Source organism: Laceyella tengchongensis, from assembly GCF_900182735.1.
In the GTDB taxonomy this organism is placed as follows: Bacteria; Bacillota; Bacilli; order Thermoactinomycetales; family Thermoactinomycetaceae; genus Laceyella; species Laceyella tengchongensis.
The window spans coordinates 30,734-49,295 of the sequence record NZ_FXTU01000013.1 but is presented as its reverse complement, the minus strand read 5'-3'; the positions used below and the strand labels follow the sequence as shown (position 1 = coordinate 49,295).

Below are 18,562 nucleotides of genomic sequence, written 5' to 3'. Positions count from 1 at the left end.
TCAGCATGCCGCGGTGAATACGTTCCCGGGCCTTGTACACACCGCCCGTCACACCACGAGAGTTTGCAACACCCGAAGTCGGTGAGGTAACCTTTACGGAACCAGCCGCCGAAGGTGGGGCAGATGATTGGGGTGAAGTCGTAACAAGGTATCCCTACCGGAAGGTGGGGATGGATCACCTCCTTTCTAAGGAGCTCTTTCTAGAGCAAACAAACGGAATCCCCGACGAGCGAAGCTCGCGGGACGTGAAGGACGAAGTGCGAAACGCACTAAGCCCTTCAACGCAGGTCACGTGACACTCACTCTTTAGTTTTCAGGGAATGCAAGCAACTGCCAATCCAAATCGGATTGGCAGTTTTTAATTTGTCCAACGAAAAAACGGGTGGCTGAATATGCTCCGCTAGTTATGTTTGAATATTACGGAACGAGTCGCAACTGATGGTCAGAGGTGGCCGGGGCTTGGATGGTGGTGCGGTAGTAACGGTTCATCGTCCAGTTTTCCGTTTGGTCATCATACCAGTCGCTGCCCAGTTGCCCCGATTGTCCAGGGCCCAACAGATGCTCGGCTTGGCTTAAGTTGCCAACATCGACAACAGTACGCCAAGGGGCGCCATGATCGACTGTGCCAGTTTGTTTGCTCCAACCCATGGCCCGGACGGTATGTTCGCTTCCACCTACCGGATAGCCGGCAGAATCGAATAGGAGGTTGAGCGGCTTTTTTACACTGAGTGGATGGGTAAATGTGATTTGGTGGAATTCGCCCCACCGCCAAGCAGTAGGATCAGCTCCCTGCAAGTTGCTGGCTCGCTTCACGGCGCGTTGGAGTGCTTCGGTGCACAGTTTTTTGATTCCCCCTGCCTGAGTCACCCAGTCACTTTCTTCACCGCGTGCGGCTTGGGAAAGCAAGGTGTCGGCGACGATGTCTTTTTCATCAAACAGTTCTGCCAGTTTCGGATGAAGCGATCGGTACAATTGTTGTTTGATTTCTTCCATCCATAGGTGGTAAATAAATGGTGCCGCTGCGTCGGCGGTGTCATAGTGGTTCCACTTTTCCATCAGGTGGGCGGCACTTTTCTCGGTGGCGGATAATCGCTTAAAGTCTAGTTGCTGCAAGAGCAAGGGTGCCATTCGGGCCGCTTGCAGGTTTTTTTCGTCGCTTTGTAGGCGCTTCATGTCCGTTGTCGTCAGCTTGTCTTTGTTAGCCAATACTTCATGGATCCGTTGGGTTCGATATGGGGGAGACCACGTGCTGGCGATATGGTGAGGATATTCGTGCGAAAACACCCGGTGGTTGGCCGTGGCGATGTATCCGCTGGATGGGTTGACGATCGTCGGCAACTCCTCCCAAGGGATGAAGCGATTCCATTCATATTCATCGGTCCATCCGGGGACGGGCAAAGCTCGGTTCCCTTTGCGCACTGGAATTTTGCCATTGGCCCGGTATGCGATGGTGCCGTCCGAACCGGCGAAGACGAAGTTTTGGGCCGGTACTTCAAAATAGGTCAGTGCTTTTTTGAATTCTTCCCAATTATGCGCTCGGTTGATTCGCAAGGTTGCTTCAAATTCGGTTGTCGGTTCCAAAGCGGTCCAGCGCAGGGCAAAGGCCGTGTCAGCTGGCAAGTTTTGCTTAGGATCAGCCCATTCGGAGACGATGGGGCCGTGACGGGTGATCCGCACCGTGTGCCGCACAGGCTGTTGCCCTTTCACAGGGATGGTTTCTGTGATGATTTTCGCCTGTTCCCAGTTGCCTTTGTACAGAAAGAGATCGGGGTTGTGTGGATGGCGTTTCTCGATGTAGAGATCTTCCACATCCGGGGCCAAGTTGGTGACGCCCCAAGCGATAGCCTCATTGTGTCCCAAGATTACGCCGGGAACTCCGGCGAAAACAACGCCACTCACCTGTCTGTGCGGTTCGCTTAATGTGGTTTGGTACCAGATGGATGGCAGATGAAGCCCCAGATGCGGGTCGTTGGCTAACAGGGGTTTGCCTGTCGCCGTTTTGCTACCGGAGATGACCCAGTTGTTACTGCCGTTGTACGCTGCCGGGAAAGGGGCTTTGGCCAAATTGGTGGTCAATTGGGAGAGCGCGCGTTTTGATGGGACGGCCAACTGACCGCTGGGGATCGTGCGGTCCGTTTCTGGCGGAAACAAATCTAGTGCTTTTGCCTGTGGATATTGCATCAGCATCAGGTAGCGAAACGCTTGCCCCTTCCATTTGCCGCCCAAGTCATACGCCATATATTTGCCGATGATTAGGGAATCGACCGGTGTCCAAGGACGCGGTTTATAACCGGCAAGGGTGAATTCCAGTGGCAATCGGTGATTCCGTTTGGCTTCATTGATATATGCATTCACTCCTTTGGCGTAAGCGGACAAGATGCGTTTGGCTTCATCGGAGTAAGCTTCGTAAGAGCGTTCGGCTGCCCGGCGCAATCCCAGCGTTCGGAAAAACTTATCCTTGTCTAATGCCGACTTTCCCACCACTTCACTCAATTGACCGGATGCTAAACGCCGGGACATGTCCATTTGAAAGAGACGGTCTTGCGCGGTGACATAGCCTTGGGCCATGTACAGGTCATGCTCGTTTTGCGCTTTGATATGCGGCACTCCCTGTGAATCGCGTGTCACTTGTACAGGAGCTCTCAGTCCAGGTAACTTCACTTCCCCGGTTGTCTGGGGGAGCAGATGGAGCACGAAGAGACTGACGGTTCCGGCCGACAACAGGACGAGCAGGAGGAGAGTGATGAGTAGCGTCCGCCAGACCGGGATGCGCTTGGGGTGCTTGGTGAGCGGGGTGGTCATTTCGTACTTCAGCTCCTTTGTTTGCGAAGGTCAATAATATAATTATCACAATAATAAATGTTTTTGTGAAATATAAATTAATTGTTGCTGATGGAGAGGGAATTGCTCGATCCATTAGCCCAACTCGTCCTGTGAAAAACTCTGTGAGGGGGAAATGTTTTTTTGGGGGGAATGCAACGGATGGTTGCAAAAGGTTAAGATAATAAGAAACGGAAAACTGCCTTGGGGAGGTACATGCCATGGATAAAAAAAAGCCTTTTAGTCCTGAAGAATTAAAGGCGCGCTTAACGCCCCTGCAATATCGAGTTACGCAAGAAAATGGGACTGAGCCTCCGTTTCAAAATGAATTTTGGGATCATGACGAAGAAGGGCTGTATGTGGATATCGTATCGGGCGAACCATTGTTCACCTCCATGGACAAGTTTGACTCTGGATGTGGCTGGCCCAGTTTTACTAAACCGGTGGAGCCAGACAGAATCGTCGAAAAGCTAGACACAAGCCATGGGATGATTCGTACGGAAGTCAGAAGCAAAGACGGGGATTCGCATTTGGGACATGTGTTTGACGACGGCCCCGGACCGAATGGCCTCCGCTATTGCATTAACTCCGCGGCCCTGCGCTTTATACCGAAGGACGAGTTGGTTAAAGAGGGATACGGCGAGTATTTGCCACTGTTTGAAAAATGAGGGGGAAATGAACCGGCCCGGCGCTATCAACATGCGCCGGGCCGGTTCGGTTTTCATCTCGCTCAAGCAAAGAGGAGTTGCTCCAGCTCATTCAGTTTCTCTTCGAAGTCCTTCAACGCCAACCGAATCGGTTCAGCAGTCGTCATGTCGACACCTGCTTTCTTCAGCACTTCGATCGGGTAGTCAGAGTTGCCCGCTTTGAGGAACTCTGTGTAGCGGTCAACGGCGCGTTTGCCCTCAGTCAAAATCTGTTTGGACAGTGCTGTGGCCGCGCTGAACCCGGTGGCGTATTGGTATACGTAATAATTGTAATAAAAATGGGGAATGCGGGCCCATTCTAGGCCGATTTCCTTATCACTGATCATCGCTTCGCCATGGTATTTCTGATTGAGTGCATAGTACAGCGAAGTGAGCAGATCAGGTGTTAACGCCTCGCCGGCTTGCGCCTTTTGGTAGATGGTATGCTCGAACTCGGCGAACATCGTTTGTCTAAACACGGTGCCACGGAAAGAGTCGAGATAATGGTTGAGAAGATAAAGTTTTTGTTGCTTGTCGGTGGTGTGTTTCATCAAGTAGTCATTCAACAGAGCCTCGTTGCAGGTTGAAGCGACTTCAGCGACGAAGATGGTGTAATCGCCATAGATATAAGGTTGATTTTTGCGGCTGTAGTAACTGTGTACGGAATGCCCGAATTCGTGGGCCAAAGTGAACAGGTTGTCGACGGTGTCTTGCCAGTTCATCAGGATGTAAGGGTTGGTGCTATAAGAGCCAGAGGAGTACGCGCCGCTGCGTTTGCCCTTGTTTTCCATCACGTCTACCCAGCGATTTTCATACGCTTCTTTCAGGATGGAGATATATTCATCCCCCATGACGGCCAGGCCTTCCAGCAACTTTTGCTGTGCTTCGGGATAGGTGATTTTCATCTTCGCGTCTGGCACCAGTGGGTTGTAGATGTCATACATGTGCAGTTCTTCATATCCCAATGCCCGTTTGCGGATTTCCAGATAGCGGTGCAAAAGCGGCAAATGCTCATTTACTGTGTTGACGAGCTGGTCATACACGGTTTCCGGTATGTGATTGTTGCTCAGGGCGGCGTGACGGGCTGAATCGTATCCGCGAACCTTGGCGTAGAAGCTGTTTTTCTTGACTACTCCACTCAGGGTGCTGGCGAAGGTGTTTTTAAATTTGTCATACGTATGGTACAAGCCTTCAAATGCTTCTTTCCGCACCCGCCGGTCGCTCGATTCCATCAGTTTGATGTAGCGGCCGTGTGTGATTTGTACAGGCGTGCCGTCTTCATCCACGATCGTTGGGAATGTGAGATCGGCGTTGTTTAACATGCCAAAGGTCGTAGCGGAAGCGCCCAATACATCAGCCGCTTGGGCCAAAATGGCTTCCTCTTTTTCGGATAATACATGCGGGCGTTTTTTGTTCAGCTTTTCCAACGCGTGGCTGTACACGCGGAGTTCACTGTTTTCCGCGAGAAACGCTTTGATTTTGTCTTCGCTGATGGAAAGGAGTTCTGGTGTCATAAAAGAGAGCGCGCTTCCCGCTTCTGCGAACAAGCTTTTTGCCCGTGCATCAAGCGCTTGATAGAAGGAATTGGCGGTGTCTTGGTCATACCGCATGTGGGCGTATGTATACAATTGTTCAAGGCGCATGTGCAATTCATCCCTGAACTTGAGCGCGCGCAACAAGGATTCGGCTGAATCGCCCAATGTCCCTTTGAAATCTGCGGCTTTGGGTATCAAGGCTTTCACCTTGTCAAACTCTTCGTTCCAAAGATCGTCGGTTGCGAAAATATCTTCCAAACGCCAAGTGTATTCCACCGGCACTTCCGAACGATGTGGCAGTTGCTTGCTGTTTTGTTGCTTGGACATAGAAAGCCCCCTTACCTCTTTTTTACTATTATACTCGAAAGGGGAACAAAATTCGATCTGCGAACGGTTTTGTCACCCTTTCGAGAGCGGCGGAAAATCACGATTGTTTGGCAGAAATCGATCGCCTCCCGATGATGTTTGGAGCCTCGGATATCAAGATGCCGAGCAGGATCAGCAACACCCCGGCCCATTGAAGCATAGTGGGCTGTTCATGCAAAAAGAATGCCGCTACGACGATGACCGCTGGCAATTCGACGGAACCCAAGATGGAGGCGAGCCCGGAGCCAATGTGAGGGATGCCCTTCATAAACAATATGGTAGGGATGACAGAGCCGAACAAACCGAGCAAAAGACCCCAGAACCACAAGCCGTCAAATAGCTTCCCCTCGATGAGAAAAGCGGGGGAGAAGATAAGTAGGTTAGTAAACAATCCGCCGGTTACAAAGCTGGCGCTACGAATCATCGGATTGACGTCGGTTGCGACGAAATTGCTGAAATAAATGAACAGCGCATAAGTCAAAGCGGACAGCAAACCGAAGAAAATCCCCTTCGCATGAAGCGAGGTGCCGTTGAGTTGGGAAGCACTGGCTAGCAACGACCCGCTCAAGATGATAGCTGTGGCCAACCAGTGATTCCAGCGGGGTCTCACCCGCGTGCGCATCCATTCCAACAGGAGACCGATCCAAGTGAATTGGAACATGAGGATGATGGCAAAGGAGGCGGACAGCGCCTTGAGGGATAGATAATAGAAGATTCCCGTCAAACCGGACACCATCCCACACATAATTAGAGACAGCAGGCTTTTGCGAGAAAGCCGCTTCGTTTTGGCGCAGGCTGGCAAGGCAACCAGCCACAGAAAGAGACAACCAAAAAACACTTGGCTACCCGTGATTTCTCCCGTGGCGAACCCGTGTTGGTAGGCTAGTTTGGTGATCGTGGACACCACACCGTAGGATGATGCGCCCATCAATACATAGATGCTCGCTTGTGTGCGACTCATCGAACCACTCCCTATCTAGTTACAACCAGATTAAAAAATAAATCACAAAAACCGCTTGGAACCATGCTGGAAACAACAAAATTCCCCATGGTTTCAGCACATTGCCTGTTTAGTGGAATAAAGGATAATATTGTATATTTTTATAATCCTATTGAATTTTAACATGTAAATCTGGATTAGCACATCAATTTCATGTAAATCTTTTTTTTGTGCATGATAAAGGATAACGAAGCCTGCACCCTATGCTTTTCCGTGAAAGGCAATTGCATGCATTTTGCTGATTGTGTTATAATCACGTTGGCTATACTTAGTGTAGATACATCTGTTGGCAATAAAGAGTGGGTGCTGACCCACTCTTTCCGTTTTGCTAGGGGTGATATCGAATTGGCTCAAAATAAGGAGGGTTGGCCTTGAGCCGACAAGTGTCAGAGGTTGTGGAGAAGATCGCACTTCCGATCATAGAGGCAGAAGGACTGGAATTAGTCGACATTGAGTATAAAAAGGAAGGGACAAACTGGTTTTTGCGCGTATTTATTGACCGCGAAGAAAAACCAGTGGACTTGGACGATTGCAGCCGCGTCAGTGAGCGACTGAGCGAAGTGCTTGACGAGACTGATCCCATTCCAGGCGCTTACATACTGGAAGTCTCTTCTCCTGGGGCTGAAAGACCACTAAAAAAAGAAAACGATTTCCACAAAGCTATCGGCAAACATGTGCACGTGACAACCTATGAGCCGATTGACGGGCAAAAGGTGTTCGAAGGCGTATTGAAAGAGGTTGACAGCGTCTCTTTGACGGTAGAGGAGAAAAAGAAAACGGTGCACATCCCACGGGAAAAAGTGGCGAAAGCCCGTTTAGCGATCGTTTTTTAAAAACGAAGGGAGGATGTTGGCCGATGAATGCTGAGTTCATCGAAGCCCTCGGTCAATTAGAGAAAGAAAAAGGGATTAGCAAGGACATATTGATCGAAGCAATCGAAGCAGCCTTGATCTCCGGTTATAAGCGCAACTTTCACTCTGCACAAAACGTGCGGGTCGACATTAACCGCCATAACGGAGAAGTGCGCGTGTTCGCGCGCAAAACAGTGGTTGAGGACGTGTTGGACACGCGCTTGGAAATCAGCTTGGCAGCTGCGCGTGAATTGGACCCGAACTACCAATTAGACGATATCGTCGAGATTGAAGTGACTCCGGCTGATTTTGGCCGTATTGCGGCGCAAACTGCCAAACAAGTGGTGACGCAACGCATCCGCGAGGCGGAGCGCACGGCGATCTACAAAGACTTCATTGACCGTGAAGAGGATATCATCACCGGGATCGTGCAACGCGCCGACAACCGCCACTACTATGTGGATCTGGGTAGAGTGGAAGCTCTTTTGCCACATGCAGAAGTGATTCCGGGTGAACGCTTTAAACATGGAGATCGCGTAAAAACTTACATTACCAAGGTAGAAAAATCGACGAAAGGCCCGCAGATTTTCCTTTCTCGCACCCACCCTGGTTTGTTGAAAAGATTGTTTGAGTTGGAAGTGCCAGAAATCTACGAAGGCGTGGTCGAAATTCGCGCCATCGCCCGCGAAGCCGGACAACGTTCTAAAGTGGCCGTTTCTTCGCGCAATGAGGATGTCGATCCCGTGGGAGCATGTGTGGGCCATCGCGGACAACGCGTGCAAACGGTTGTAAATGAATTAAAAGGGGAAAAAATCGACATTGTTCGCTGGTCAGAAGACATCGGAGAGTGGATTGCTAATGCGCTCAGCCCGTCCAAAGTGATCAGTGTCACCGTGTATGAGGAAGAAAAGATGGCGCGCGTGATCGTGCCGGATCACCAGTTGTCGCTGGCCATCGGCAAAGAAGGGCAAAACGCTCGCCTCGCTGCCAAACTGACCAACTGGAAAATCGACATCAAGAGCGAATCCGAAGCGCAAGAGGCCGGCGAACCCATTGAACAAGAGCCGATGCTGGTTGAGCAGGTAGCGGAGGAAGCCGAACCCGCACATGAAGCGGATGAAATGTTATAAAATGGGGAGGTTGCTTGAACGATGAAGCAACGGAAGGTTCCCATGCGCAAATGCGTGGCGTCTCAGGAAATGTTCCCAAAAAAGCACTTAATTCGTATTGTTCGTACACCCGACAACGAGATCATCATTGATCCGAGCGGGAAAAAATCGGGGCGCGGAGCGTACTTGTGTGCCAAGTTGGAATACATCGACATGGCGCAAAAGAAAAAAGCGCTGGACCGGGCCCTTAAAGCACAAGTTCCATCCGAAATTTACGACGAACTGCGCGAAGTGGTAAAAGGGATGGACCTGAATGAATAAGATGCTACAGTTGTTGGGTCTCGCTATGAGGGCGAGAAAAGTGGTTTCAGGTGAAGAGCTAGTCATTCAAGAGATCCGATCGGGTAAGGCGCGGCTGGTTTTCCTGGCCACGGACGCCGCGAAGAATGTGGAAAAGAAAGTGACGGACAAATGCTCTTCCTATGGCGTGCCGTTGATTCGATATGGTACCCGGGGGGAGCTTGGAGCTGCAATCGGCAAAGAAGAACGGGTGGTGATCGCTATACTCGATGAGGGATTTGCCCGTTCGTTCCGTAAGCTTTCGAGTAACTGACGGGGGTGAATGGATTGGCCAAAATCCGAGTATATGAGTACGCCAAACAGATGAAGATGAGCAGCAAGGAAGTGCTTAACATTTTAGAACGTATGGATATGAAATTAAATAACCATATGAGCGTGATGAACGAAGGAATGATCCAAAAAGTGGAACAGTATATAAACGATGTAAAAAAGTCTTCTAACAGTAAAGAAGAGAAGCCGCAGGGAGAAAAGAAGCCGAAGCAAAACCCGAATGCTCAAAAGAACCAAGGGCAAAACCGGGGGGCTCGTCAAAACAATCGGCCAAACCAACAATCACCAAGAAATCAAAATAAACGCCCAGCCAATGACGGGGCTAATGACGCGCAATCGGCCGGCACGTCCAATGCCGGAAATGCCTTTGGTGGCAAAAAGTCGGACAACAATCGCAAAGGGAAGTTTAACAAATCTAATGGCGGAAAAGGGCACGCTTCGTCTGGATCGGGCGGCAAAGGCGGCCGTAACAATCGCCGCAAGGGAGACCGCCGCGGGTCTGAACAACGCGAAAAACAGGCACCCGTGTTACCAAAAGAAATCACCGTGTCCGGCCCGCTTTCTGTTGGGGACTTCGCCAAGCTCCTGCGCCGTGAGGCTTCTGCCGTCATCAAGAAGTTGCTCATGCATGGGGTCATGGCCACGATCAACCAAGAAATCGATGTGGAGACCATGGTTGTCATCGGGGACGAGTTTGATGTGAAAGTCCAGTACGTTGAGGAAGTGGATGAAAGCAATTTCGAGGAGCAAGTGGAAGAAGATGCTCCAGAGGATTTGGTTGAACGTCCTCCTGTAGTTACGATCATGGGGCATGTTGACCACGGTAAAACGACCTTGCTTGATAAAATCCGCCACACCAATGTGACCGCTGGGGAAGCGGGTGGTATCACCCAGCATATCGGCGCGTACCAAGTGGAGGTATCGGGCAAGAAAATCACTTTCCTTGACACTCCTGGCCACGCCGCGTTTACAACCATGCGCGCACGCGGGGCGCAAGTGACTGACATCACTATTTTGGTTGTCGCCGCAGATGACGGTGTCATGCCACAGACGATTGAGGCGATCAACCACGCTAAGGCGGCGGAAGTGCCGATCATCGTGGCGGTCAACAAGATCGATAAACCAGACTCTAATCCCGACCGCGTCAAGCAACAATTGACAGAGCATGGTCTGGTACCAGAAGAATGGGGTGGCGACACGATTTTCGTTCCCGTGTCAGCGTTGGCGGGAACAGGCATTGATGAGCTGTTGGAAATGATTCTTCTGGTAGCAGAAGTGCAAGAATACAAGGCGAATCCCAACAAACGGGCGCGTGGCGTCGTAATCGAAGCCGAGCTGGATAAAGGCCGTGGGCCGGTCGCGACCGTATTGGTACAAAACGGAACGTTGAAAGTGGGCGATGGGGTTGTCGCGGGCAACTTCTTTGGCAAAATCCGCGCAATGGTCAATGACCGCGGACGTCGGGTGAAAGTGGCTCCGCCATCGACGCCGGTGGAAATTCTCGGTTTGCCTGACGTGCCCAACGCCGGTGATCAATTTATGGTGTTTGAGGATGAGAAGAAAGGCCGGGCAATTGCAGACAAGCGCCTGCAAAAGCAACGTGAAGAAGAGCTTGGCGCGAACAGCCGCGTATCCTTGGACGATCTGTTCAAGCAGATCCAACAAGGGGAAGTGAAAGACTTGAACGTGATCATCAAAGCTGACGTACAAGGCTCGGCAGAAGCGTTGCGGGGTTCTCTGGAAAAAATCGACGTAGAAGGCGCACGAGTCAAGATCATCCATCAGGGTGCCGGGGCAATTACGGAATCCGACATCATCCTCGCTTCTGCGTCCAACGCCATCGTGATCGGGTTTAACGTGCGTCCAGAACCAAACGCCAGAGCGATGGCGGAGCAGGAAAAAGTGGATATCCGCTTGCACCGCATCATTTACAACGTGATCGAAGAGATCGAAGCCGCGATGAAAGGGTTGTTAGACCCTGAATTTGAAGAGCGTGTGGTGGGTACCGCTGAAGTGCGTCAAATCTTCAAAGTGTCCAAAGTGGGTACCATTGCTGGGTGTTACGTCACAGAAGGTAAAGTGGTGCGCGACGGGCACATCCGCCTCATCCGCGACGGCGTGGTTGTGCATGAAGGCAAGCTGGACACCCTCAAGCGTTTCAAAGACGATGCCAAAGAAGTGGCACAAGGGTATGAATGCGGCTTGACGGTGCAAAACTACAATGACATCAAAGAAGGAGATGTCATCGAAGTTTATGTGATTGAAGAAGTGGAGCGGACATAACGTGCACATCGGATTGTTGGAAGTGGAGGGGCGCGTGCCCGTCTCTGCTTCCTTAAAGGACAAACGGCGTGTGATTCAAAGCGCGCAGGCGAAACTGCGCAACAAGTTCAATTTGTCCGTTGCGGAAGTGGGTTATCAAGACAACCGGCAGCTTACCGCCTTGGCCGTCGTCGGTGTGGGCAGTCATGCGAAGGTTGTGGAACAGGAGTTGCGACAGGCCCTCACCGTGTTGGAAAATACGGATGGGTTGGAAGTGACTTATACCTCTATCACCTTTATGTGAATACATGTGCAAGTAGGAGGGGTAGACCATGGCGCGCATTCGTGTTAGCCGTGTTGGAGAGCAAGTGAAGAAAGAATTGAGCCAGATCATCCAGCAAGAAATCAAAGATCCACGCATCGGCTTTGTAACGGTGACGGCGGTGGAGATGAGCGGTGATTTGCAAGTGGCCAAAGTTTACATCAGTGTGATGGGAAGCGCCGATCAAAAATCGCAAACCTTGTCCGGTTTGGAGAAAGCAAAAGGATACATTCGCTCTGAAGTCGGCCGCCGCATCAAATTGCGCCATGTTCCAGAGCTCGTTTTTGTCATAGACAATTCGCTGGACCGGGGAGAGCATATTTCCCGTTTGTTGACTGAAGTCAATACACAGGAGAAAGAGTAAGATGAACTGGATTCAACCTTTGGAACAATGGATTGAAGAAGCGGATCGTGTGCTGGTCGTGTCTCACATCCACCCGGATGGAGACGCGATCAGCTCTACGCTTGCCATGGGAACGATGTTACAGGCAATGGGAAAACAGGTGGTTATGGTTAACGAGTCCCCATTGCCTAAGAAGTTCGCTTTTCTTCCGGGAGCGGACGAAGTGAAGCAAGTCCATGAAGTCAGCGAAACCTTTGAGCGGGTGGTGGCTTTGGACTGCGCTGATCGGGCTCGGATGGGGGCTTGCTGCGAATTGATCGCCCCTGGTGCTTCCGTGGTCAATATCGATCATCACGCCACCAATGATTCGTTTGGAACGATGAACATCGTCCAGCCGCAAGCGGCGGCAACGGCGGAGATACTCTATGATTGGATCGACCAAAGCCGCGTGGGGTGGAATGAGAAGCTGGCAACCCATATTTACACGGGATTGTTGACCGACACCGGCGGTTTCCGATATTCCAACACATCTCCGAAGGTGTTGCGGCAAGCGGCCAAATTGGTGGAGATGGGCATCTCATTCCACCAGATTGCCGATCAAGTGCTTGAGACGGTGACACTGCCCCAATTGCGTTTATTAAAGGCGGCGCTAGGGACACTCCAGCAAACGGATGACGGATTGGTCGCGTGGATGAAGTTGGCCAAGGCCGATATTGCAAATGCGTCCCATGATGATTTGGATGGCATCGTCAACTACGCCCGCAATATTTTAGGGGTTGATGTGGGAATCTTGTTTAGAGAGGAGCAACCCCAGACGGTCAAAGTCAGTCTGCGTTCGCGCGAGATTGTCGATGTGGGGAGAGTGGCCAAGCAGTTTGGCGGCGGCGGCCATGCCCGGGCGGCGGGTTGCACCGTGCAGGGCACCATCGCGGAAGCGGAAGCGAGCGTGTTGGCGGAGATCCGTTCGCAACTTAGGAGTGAAGCAAGATGACAATGCATGGGATTTTGCCGGTATTCAAACCACGCGGCCGTACTTCGCACGACATGGTGGCAGCCATACGTCGCTTGGCCAAGCAAAAGCGGGTGGGGCACACCGGCACATTGGACCCAGAGGTGGAGGGAGTGTTGCCCATTTGCTTAGGGCAGGCGACTCGCGTGGTGGAGTATGTGCAAGCGTTGCCGAAACGTTACCGCGGCTCGCTTAGGCTTGGCGTCGCGACGGATACGGAGGATCAAACCGGGCAGGTGACAGAACAAGTGGAGGCGGTACCTGACATCACACGAGAAGGGGTTGAATCAGTCATTCAGCGCTTTGTGGGTGAGATTGAGCAGGTGCCGCCTATGTATTCTGCCGTGAAAATCGAGGGCAAACGATTGTATCAGTTGGCCCGGGAAGGAAAAGTGGTGGAGCGCCCCAGCCGGAAGGTGACCATCCATGAGCTAAAGTTATTGGAACTGGAAGAGGGCAGATATCCGGTTATCCATTTTGAAGTACTTTGCTCCAAAGGGACGTATGTGCGGACGTTGTGTGTGGATTTGGGCAAAGCCTTGGGATATCCGGCGCATATGGCCTCTTTGATCCGGGTTCAGAGTGGACCTTTCCGCTTGGAAGATTGTTACACTATCGCCGAGTTGGAAGCGTTGGGCGGGCCAGCGGAATGGAAAAGCGTTTTAACACCGATCGACGGTGGATTGACTCATTTCCCAGCGGTGACCGTCAACGGGGTCGATGCGAAAAAAGTGTTGGACGGCGGCTGGCTGACTCTTGACGAAAGCGGAGTGGAAGCGGGACAATTATTTCGGGTGTATGCGGACACAGGGGCTTTTTTGGCCTTGTACCGCATGGGCTCGGCTGGACGGGCCAAGCCGGAAAAAGTATTTCGGGATGTGGAACGCTGATGGAAATCATTCATATGACTTACCCTTTTATTCCGCAAACGCCTGAGGCTGAATGGGTGCTGGCGATCGGTTACTTTGACGGGGTGCATCGCGGTCACCAAGCGGTGATTGGTGAAGCCATCCAGTTGGCGAAAGAGCTTCATGCCCGCCCCGCGGTGATGACGTTCGACCCCCATCCGCGGGATGTGTTGGGGCAGGCTCACATCACCCGCTATTTGACGCCACTTGACGAAAAGTTGAAGCAGTTTGCCAAGTTGGGTGTGGAACGGGCGATTGTAATGAAATTCGATTTGACCTTTGCGGCGCTGTCCAAAGAAGCGTTTGTAGAGGAAGTGTTGTTGCCGTTGGGGGTCAAAGGGGTTGTGACTGGCTTCAACTTCACTTTTGGCCGCAAGGCAACCGGTACGGCGACTGACTTGGCCAACCTGGCACAGGGCCGGTTCGTTACACGCGTGGTAAATCAAATTGATCTGGGGGAAGGGCCGGTCAGTAGCACCCGATTGCGCCAAGCGCTGGCTGATGGGGATATGACATTGGTTACTCGCATTTTGGGACGGCCTTATTCCTTTGAAGGCGTGGTGGTGGACGGCGACAAGCGGGGGCGGCAGATGGGCTTTCCGACCGCCAATTTGCGGCTGACCGCCCCATACCTCATTCCGCGCCGCGGGGTTTACGTCGTCGGCGTGACTGTGGACGGGGAGCCAGCCCACGGCCTGATGAATATCGGAGTGCGCCCTACTTTTTCTGATCCGACGCCGCAGGAAATGCTGGAAGTGCATTTGCTTGACAAACATGCGAATTTGTACGGAAAAGTGTTACGGGTTTCATGCTTGTCGTTCATTCGCGAAGAGAAAAAATTCTCAGGCGTCGATGAACTGATCAAGCAAATCAGCCAAGATAAACAACATGCGGAAGAGTGGTTGCAAATCTACGCGAAATAAGCGCCCGCTTCTTGTGCAACACACTATGTTATGCTATACTATTCCGGTGGCAAACATGCCACGACAACCCTAGCTCGGATGGCCGAGGCCTCGACGGTGGTCTGGGTTAAGGGGGATTAGAATAAGGAGGATATGAGACATGGCATTAACCAATGAAGTAAAAAGAGATATCATCAACCAATTTAAAAAACACGAAGGCGATACGGGTTCCCCGGAAGTGCAAATCGCCATTCTGACTCATCGTATCAATGAGCTGAACGCTCACTTGAAAGACCACAAGAAAGATCATCATTCCCGCCGTGGTCTTCTGAAAATGGTTGGTCAGCGTCGTAACCTGCTCAACTATTTGAAGAACAAAGACATCACCCGTTATCGCGAACTCATTGAAAAGCTTGGTCTGCGTCGATAAGAACACAAGCGGGGCATTTTTGCCCCGCTTTTTATCTTACCTTCCTTTTAAAAAGTTAAGAGAAGGAACATACTGTACATATGAAGAAGTATGGAATGTTTGTGTGTGTTTTTCTTGAGAGGGGGAAATACTTGTACTATGGAATCAGCACTATTTGAAACGGAATTAGCAGGACGCAAACTCGTACTTGAAATTGGGAAATTTGCTGGGTTAGCTAACGGTTCCGTCATGGTTCGTTATGGAGATACAGTCGTGATGGCGACGGTGGTCGCTTCCAAAGAACCACGTGATACGGACTTTTTTCCATTGACAGTCAATTATGAAGAGCGCTTGTATGCTGTGGGCAAAATCCCGGGCGGGTTTATCAAGCGAGAAGGCCGCCCGAGCGATAAAGCCATTTTGGCCAGCCGTTTGATCGATAGACCCATTCGCCCGTTGTTTGATGAGGGGTTCCGGCATGAAGTGCAAGTGGTCACGATTGTGATGTCCGTCGATCAAGATTGTTCCTCAGAGATCGCGGCACTCATCGGTGCATCCACCGCACTGTCCATCTCTGACATCCCATTCCGGGGGCCGATCGGCGGCGTAATCGTAGGGCGTGTCGATGGCAAACTGGTTATCAATCCGACGGTTGAGCAACAAGAGCGATCCGACCTACACCTGGTTGTGGCGGGAACAAAAGAAGGCATCAACATGGTGGAAGCGGGATCAAAACAGATTCCGGAAGAAACGATCTTGGAAGCGATCCTCCTCGGTCATAAGGTAATCAAGAAGATTGTGGCCTTCCAAGAAGAGATCGTGGCGCAAGTGGGCAAACCGAAAATGGAAGTCCAGCTGTACCAGGTAGACGAGCAGATTGACGCGCGGGTGCGCGCTTTGGCCACCGACTCCTTGCTTGCCGCCGTGCAAGTGACGGAAAAGCAGGCCCGTCAGGATGCCATTGATCAAGTGAAAAAGCAAACCCTTGAACAGATGTTGGAAGAATTGGGCGAAGAGGCATTCGCCGAACATGAAAAAGATATCAACGCTGTGTTGGACAAGATTGTGAAGGAAGAAGTGCGCCGCCTGATCGTCGAAGAAGGCAAACGGCCAGACGGTCGCAATCCGGAGGAAATTCGTCCGCTTTCCAGCGAGATTGGCATTTTGCCGCGCACACATGGTTCCGGTCTGTTCCGGCGGGGTCAAACCCAAGTGCTTAGCGTTTGTACCTTGGGGGCCTTGGGTGATGTGCAGATTTTGGACGGCTTGGATCTGGAGGAGTCAAAGCGTTTCATGCACCATTACAATTTCCCGCCGTTTAGCGTAGGGGAAGCGAGACCGATCCGTGCGCCGGGACGCCGCGAGATTGGCCATGGAGCCCTGGGTGAACGGGCATTGGAACAAGTGATTCCATCCGAAGACGAGTTCCCATACACCATTCGCCTCGTATCCGAAGTGTTGGAATCCAACGGGTCCACTTCGCAAGCCAGCATTTGCGCTTCCACTTTGGCTTTGATGCATGCAGGGGTGCCGATCAAAGCGCCAGTCGCCGGTATCGCAATGGGATTGGTGAAAGAAGACAACAAAGTGGTCGTGTTGACCGATATTCAAGGCATGGAAGATCATTTGGGCGACATGGACTTCAAGGTGGCTGGAACGCGCCGCGGCGTGACTGCGTTGCAAATGGACATCAAAATCTCCGGCATTGACCGCTCGATTCTCGAACGGGCGCTGGAACAAGCCAAAAAAGCGCGGATGATCCTTTTGGACAACATGGAGGCGACCATCAGCGAGCCGAACAAAGAGTTGTCCCCATACGCTCCAAAAATCCTGACCATGCGCATTCACCCCGACAAAATCCGTGACGTCATCGGGCCGAGCGGGCGCGTGATCAACAAGATCATCGAAGAAACCGGCGTGAAGATCGACATCGAGCAAGACGGCCGCATTTATATCGCTTCCCCGGAAACGAGCCAAAACGAACGGGCCAAGAAGATTATTGAGGATTTGGTTCGTGAAGTAGTTGTCGGCGAGATTTACGTTGGCACAGTGAAGCGAGTAGAAAAATACGGAGCCTTTGTGGAGCTGTTCCCAGGCAAGGAAGGGTTAGTCCACATTTCACAGCTTGATGTAAACCGTGTCGCCAAAGTGCAAGATGTGGTTAATGTCGGTGATTCCATCAAGGTCAAAGTGACGGAAATCGATGATCAAGGTCGGATTAATCTCTCGCGCAAAGTGCTTCTCAAACAAGAGGATAAGAACACCGAGCAGAAAAAACATAGCAAGTGAAACAAGAGAGGCAAAAAGAGACAGAGCGATCTGCCTCTTTTTTTACGCCTATAGACTTCAGCAGAATAGGGAATTGTCCACCCGCATAAGGTAGGAATAAAGGAGGTGGACACCTTGTTCTTCCCAGCCAGATTAACGGCCTTTATCCTTATCGTTTTGCTGCTGTTTTTCATGGCAGATACACCGTTCATGGAAGCTTATGTGACTGCTGTGAAGCAAGGGAAGGATATCCCGGTATGGGCACATGCGGATGAAGATGAGTTGTTGCGCAAGCAAATCCAAGCAGAAGCCCCCAAACGGGCCATTCCGCCAATTGATGCGCGGGTTGATCGGGTGTGGAAGCTCATTCCCGGATTAAACGGGAGAGAAGTGGATATTGAAGCCACCATCAAAGAGACCAAAAAGCAGAAACGGAATCTCCCCATCCGCTGGGTGTACCGCCAAGTCAAGCCAGCTGTACCCATGGAAGAACTGGGCGCCCATCCTATTTACCGGGGGAATGAGCAAAAGAAGGCCGTCTCGTTGATGGTAAATGTAGCTTGGGGAACCGAACATTTGCCAAAAATGTTGCAAATATTGCGGCAGGAAAACGTGAAAGCGACGTTTTTTTTGGACGGATCATGGCTTAAACAAAATCCAGACATGGCTCGGAGGATAGTGAAAGATGGGCATGAAATAGGCAACCACGCTTATTCCCATCCGATGATGAGTCAATTGACCCCAGAGCGAATGAATGAAGAAATTAGCAAAACGAATCAGCTGATTGAAAAAACGCTTGGCGTCAAGAGCCGCTGGTTTGGCCCGCCCGCAGGCGATTTCAACCAACGGGTGGTGGCCGTTGCTGCGGCTCACGGAATGCATACTGTATTATGGACCGTAGATACAGTTGACTGGCGCAAGTCGGTTTCCCCCGCAATGATGGTGAACAAGGTGAAGGAGGCTATGGGCCCCGGCCACTTGCTGTTGACCCATCCCACGGATCGGACGGTGGAGGCATTACCGCTGATTTTGCGCACAATGAAGGAGAAGGGGTGCCGATGGTTGCCAGTTGGGCAGTTGCTCTCATCGGAACGGCTGGAGACGATTGAGTGAACAAGAGAGTTTTGATATAGTAGGGATAT

17 protein-coding genes and 1 rRNA gene are annotated in these 18,562 nt (G+C 51.4%); 15 read left to right on the top strand and 3 right to left on the bottom strand.

Features of this window, described 5'->3' with window-relative positions; translation table 11 throughout:
• Nucleotides 1-186 (top strand): 16S ribosomal RNA (locus tag QQZ12_RS16445); the annotation flags it as partial.
• Between the two features lie 231 nt (nt 187-417).
• Here QQZ12_RS16445 and QQZ12_RS16440 read toward each other — a convergent pair.
• On the bottom strand, nt 418-2,802 hold the full coding sequence (locus QQZ12_RS16440) for a penicillin acylase family protein (RefSeq protein WP_284724670.1): 2,385 nt from the start codon (nt 2,800-2,802) through the stop codon (nt 418-420).
• Nucleotides 2,803-3,041: 239 nt separating this feature from the next.
• Here QQZ12_RS16440 and msrB point away from each other — a divergent pair, with 239 nt between their 5' ends.
• On the top strand, nt 3,042-3,488 hold the full coding sequence (msrB, locus tag QQZ12_RS16435) for a peptide-methionine (R)-S-oxide reductase MsrB (RefSeq protein ID WP_102992676.1): 447 nt from the start codon (nt 3,042-3,044) through the stop codon (nt 3,486-3,488).
• 62 nt (nt 3,489-3,550) lie between these two features.
• On the opposite strand, the gene pepF is transcribed toward msrB, so the two are convergent.
• Nucleotides 3,551-5,368 (bottom strand): oligoendopeptidase F, encoded by a 1,818-nt coding sequence (pepF, locus tag QQZ12_RS16430; RefSeq protein WP_102992675.1) that lies wholly within the window; start codon nt 5,366-5,368, stop codon nt 3,551-3,553.
• A gap of 97 nt (nt 5,369-5,465) precedes the next feature.
• On the bottom strand, nt 5,466-6,368 hold the full coding sequence (locus QQZ12_RS16425) for an EamA family transporter (protein ID WP_284724669.1): 903 nt from the start codon (nt 6,366-6,368) through the stop codon (nt 5,466-5,468).
• A gap of 410 nt (nt 6,369-6,778) precedes the next feature.
• Here QQZ12_RS16425 and rimP point away from each other — a divergent pair, with 410 nt between their 5' ends.
• From rimP to QQZ12_RS16360, 13 genes are all read left to right on the top strand, one after another.
• Nucleotides 6,779-7,240: a ribosome maturation factor RimP gene (rimP, locus tag QQZ12_RS16420; RefSeq protein WP_102992673.1), complete on the top strand. Its 462-nt coding sequence runs from the start codon at nt 6,779-6,781 to the stop codon at nt 7,238-7,240.
• A 23-nt stretch (nt 7,241-7,263) separates the two neighbouring features.
• On the top strand, nt 7,264-8,388 hold the full coding sequence (gene nusA / locus QQZ12_RS16415; protein ID WP_102992672.1) for a transcription termination factor NusA: 1,125 nt from the start codon (nt 7,264-7,266) through the stop codon (nt 8,386-8,388).
• 21 nt (nt 8,389-8,409) lie between these two features.
• Nucleotides 8,410-8,688 carry an RNase P modulator RnpM gene (rnpM, locus tag QQZ12_RS16410; protein ID WP_022738992.1) on the top strand — a complete coding sequence of 93 codons (279 nt, stop codon included), beginning with the start codon at nt 8,410-8,412 and terminating at the stop codon, nt 8,686-8,688.
• The gene (locus QQZ12_RS16405) at nt 8,681-8,980 is read left to right on the top strand and encodes a YlxQ family RNA-binding protein (RefSeq protein ID WP_022738991.1); all 300 of its coding nucleotides are present in this window, start codon (nt 8,681-8,683) and stop codon (nt 8,978-8,980) included. The genes rnpM and QQZ12_RS16405 overlap by 8 nt, the downstream gene beginning before the upstream one ends.
• Nucleotides 8,981-9,030: 50 nt before the next feature.
• Nucleotides 9,031-11,280, top strand: a complete 2,250-nt coding sequence (gene infB, locus QQZ12_RS16400) for a translation initiation factor IF-2 (protein ID WP_431606319.1) — start codon at nt 9,031-9,033, stop codon at nt 11,278-11,280.
• 1 nt (nt 11,281) lies between these two features.
• Entirely contained in the window at nt 11,282-11,563 is a 282-nt protein-coding gene (locus tag QQZ12_RS16395; protein ID WP_022738988.1) for a DUF503 domain-containing protein, read from the top strand.
• A gap of 28 nt (nt 11,564-11,591) precedes the next feature.
• Entirely contained in the window at nt 11,592-11,945 is a 354-nt protein-coding gene (rbfA, locus tag QQZ12_RS16390; RefSeq protein ID WP_102992670.1) for a 30S ribosome-binding factor RbfA, read from the top strand.
• A 1-nt stretch (nt 11,946) separates the two neighbouring features.
• A complete protein-coding gene (locus QQZ12_RS16385; protein ID WP_102992669.1) occupies nt 11,947-12,915 on the top strand; it encodes a DHH family phosphoesterase in 969 nt (322 codons plus the stop codon).
• A complete protein-coding gene (truB, locus tag QQZ12_RS16380) occupies nt 12,912-13,823 on the top strand; it encodes a tRNA pseudouridine(55) synthase TruB (protein WP_284724668.1) in 912 nt (303 codons plus the stop codon). The genes QQZ12_RS16385 and truB overlap by 4 nt, the downstream gene beginning before the upstream one ends.
• The gene (locus tag QQZ12_RS16375) at nt 13,823-14,764 is read left to right on the top strand and encodes a bifunctional riboflavin kinase/FAD synthetase (protein ID WP_284724667.1); all 942 of its coding nucleotides are present in this window, start codon (nt 13,823-13,825) and stop codon (nt 14,762-14,764) included. The genes truB and QQZ12_RS16375 overlap by 1 nt, the downstream gene beginning before the upstream one ends.
• 139 nt (nt 14,765-14,903) lie before the next feature.
• Nucleotides 14,904-15,173, top strand: coding sequence for a 30S ribosomal protein S15 (rpsO, locus tag QQZ12_RS16370; protein ID WP_022738982.1), 270 nt, complete (start codon nt 14,904-14,906; stop codon nt 15,171-15,173).
• 138 nt (nt 15,174-15,311) lie between these two features.
• Nucleotides 15,312-17,441 (top strand): polyribonucleotide nucleotidyltransferase, encoded by a 2,130-nt coding sequence (gene pnp, locus QQZ12_RS16365; protein ID WP_284724666.1) that lies wholly within the window; start codon nt 15,312-15,314, stop codon nt 17,439-17,441.
• A 114-nt stretch (nt 17,442-17,555) separates the two neighbouring features.
• On the top strand, nt 17,556-18,533 hold the full coding sequence (locus QQZ12_RS16360; RefSeq protein ID WP_223247943.1) for a polysaccharide deacetylase family protein: 978 nt from the start codon (nt 17,556-17,558) through the stop codon (nt 18,531-18,533).
• Nucleotides 18,534-18,562 lie beyond the last annotated feature (29 nt).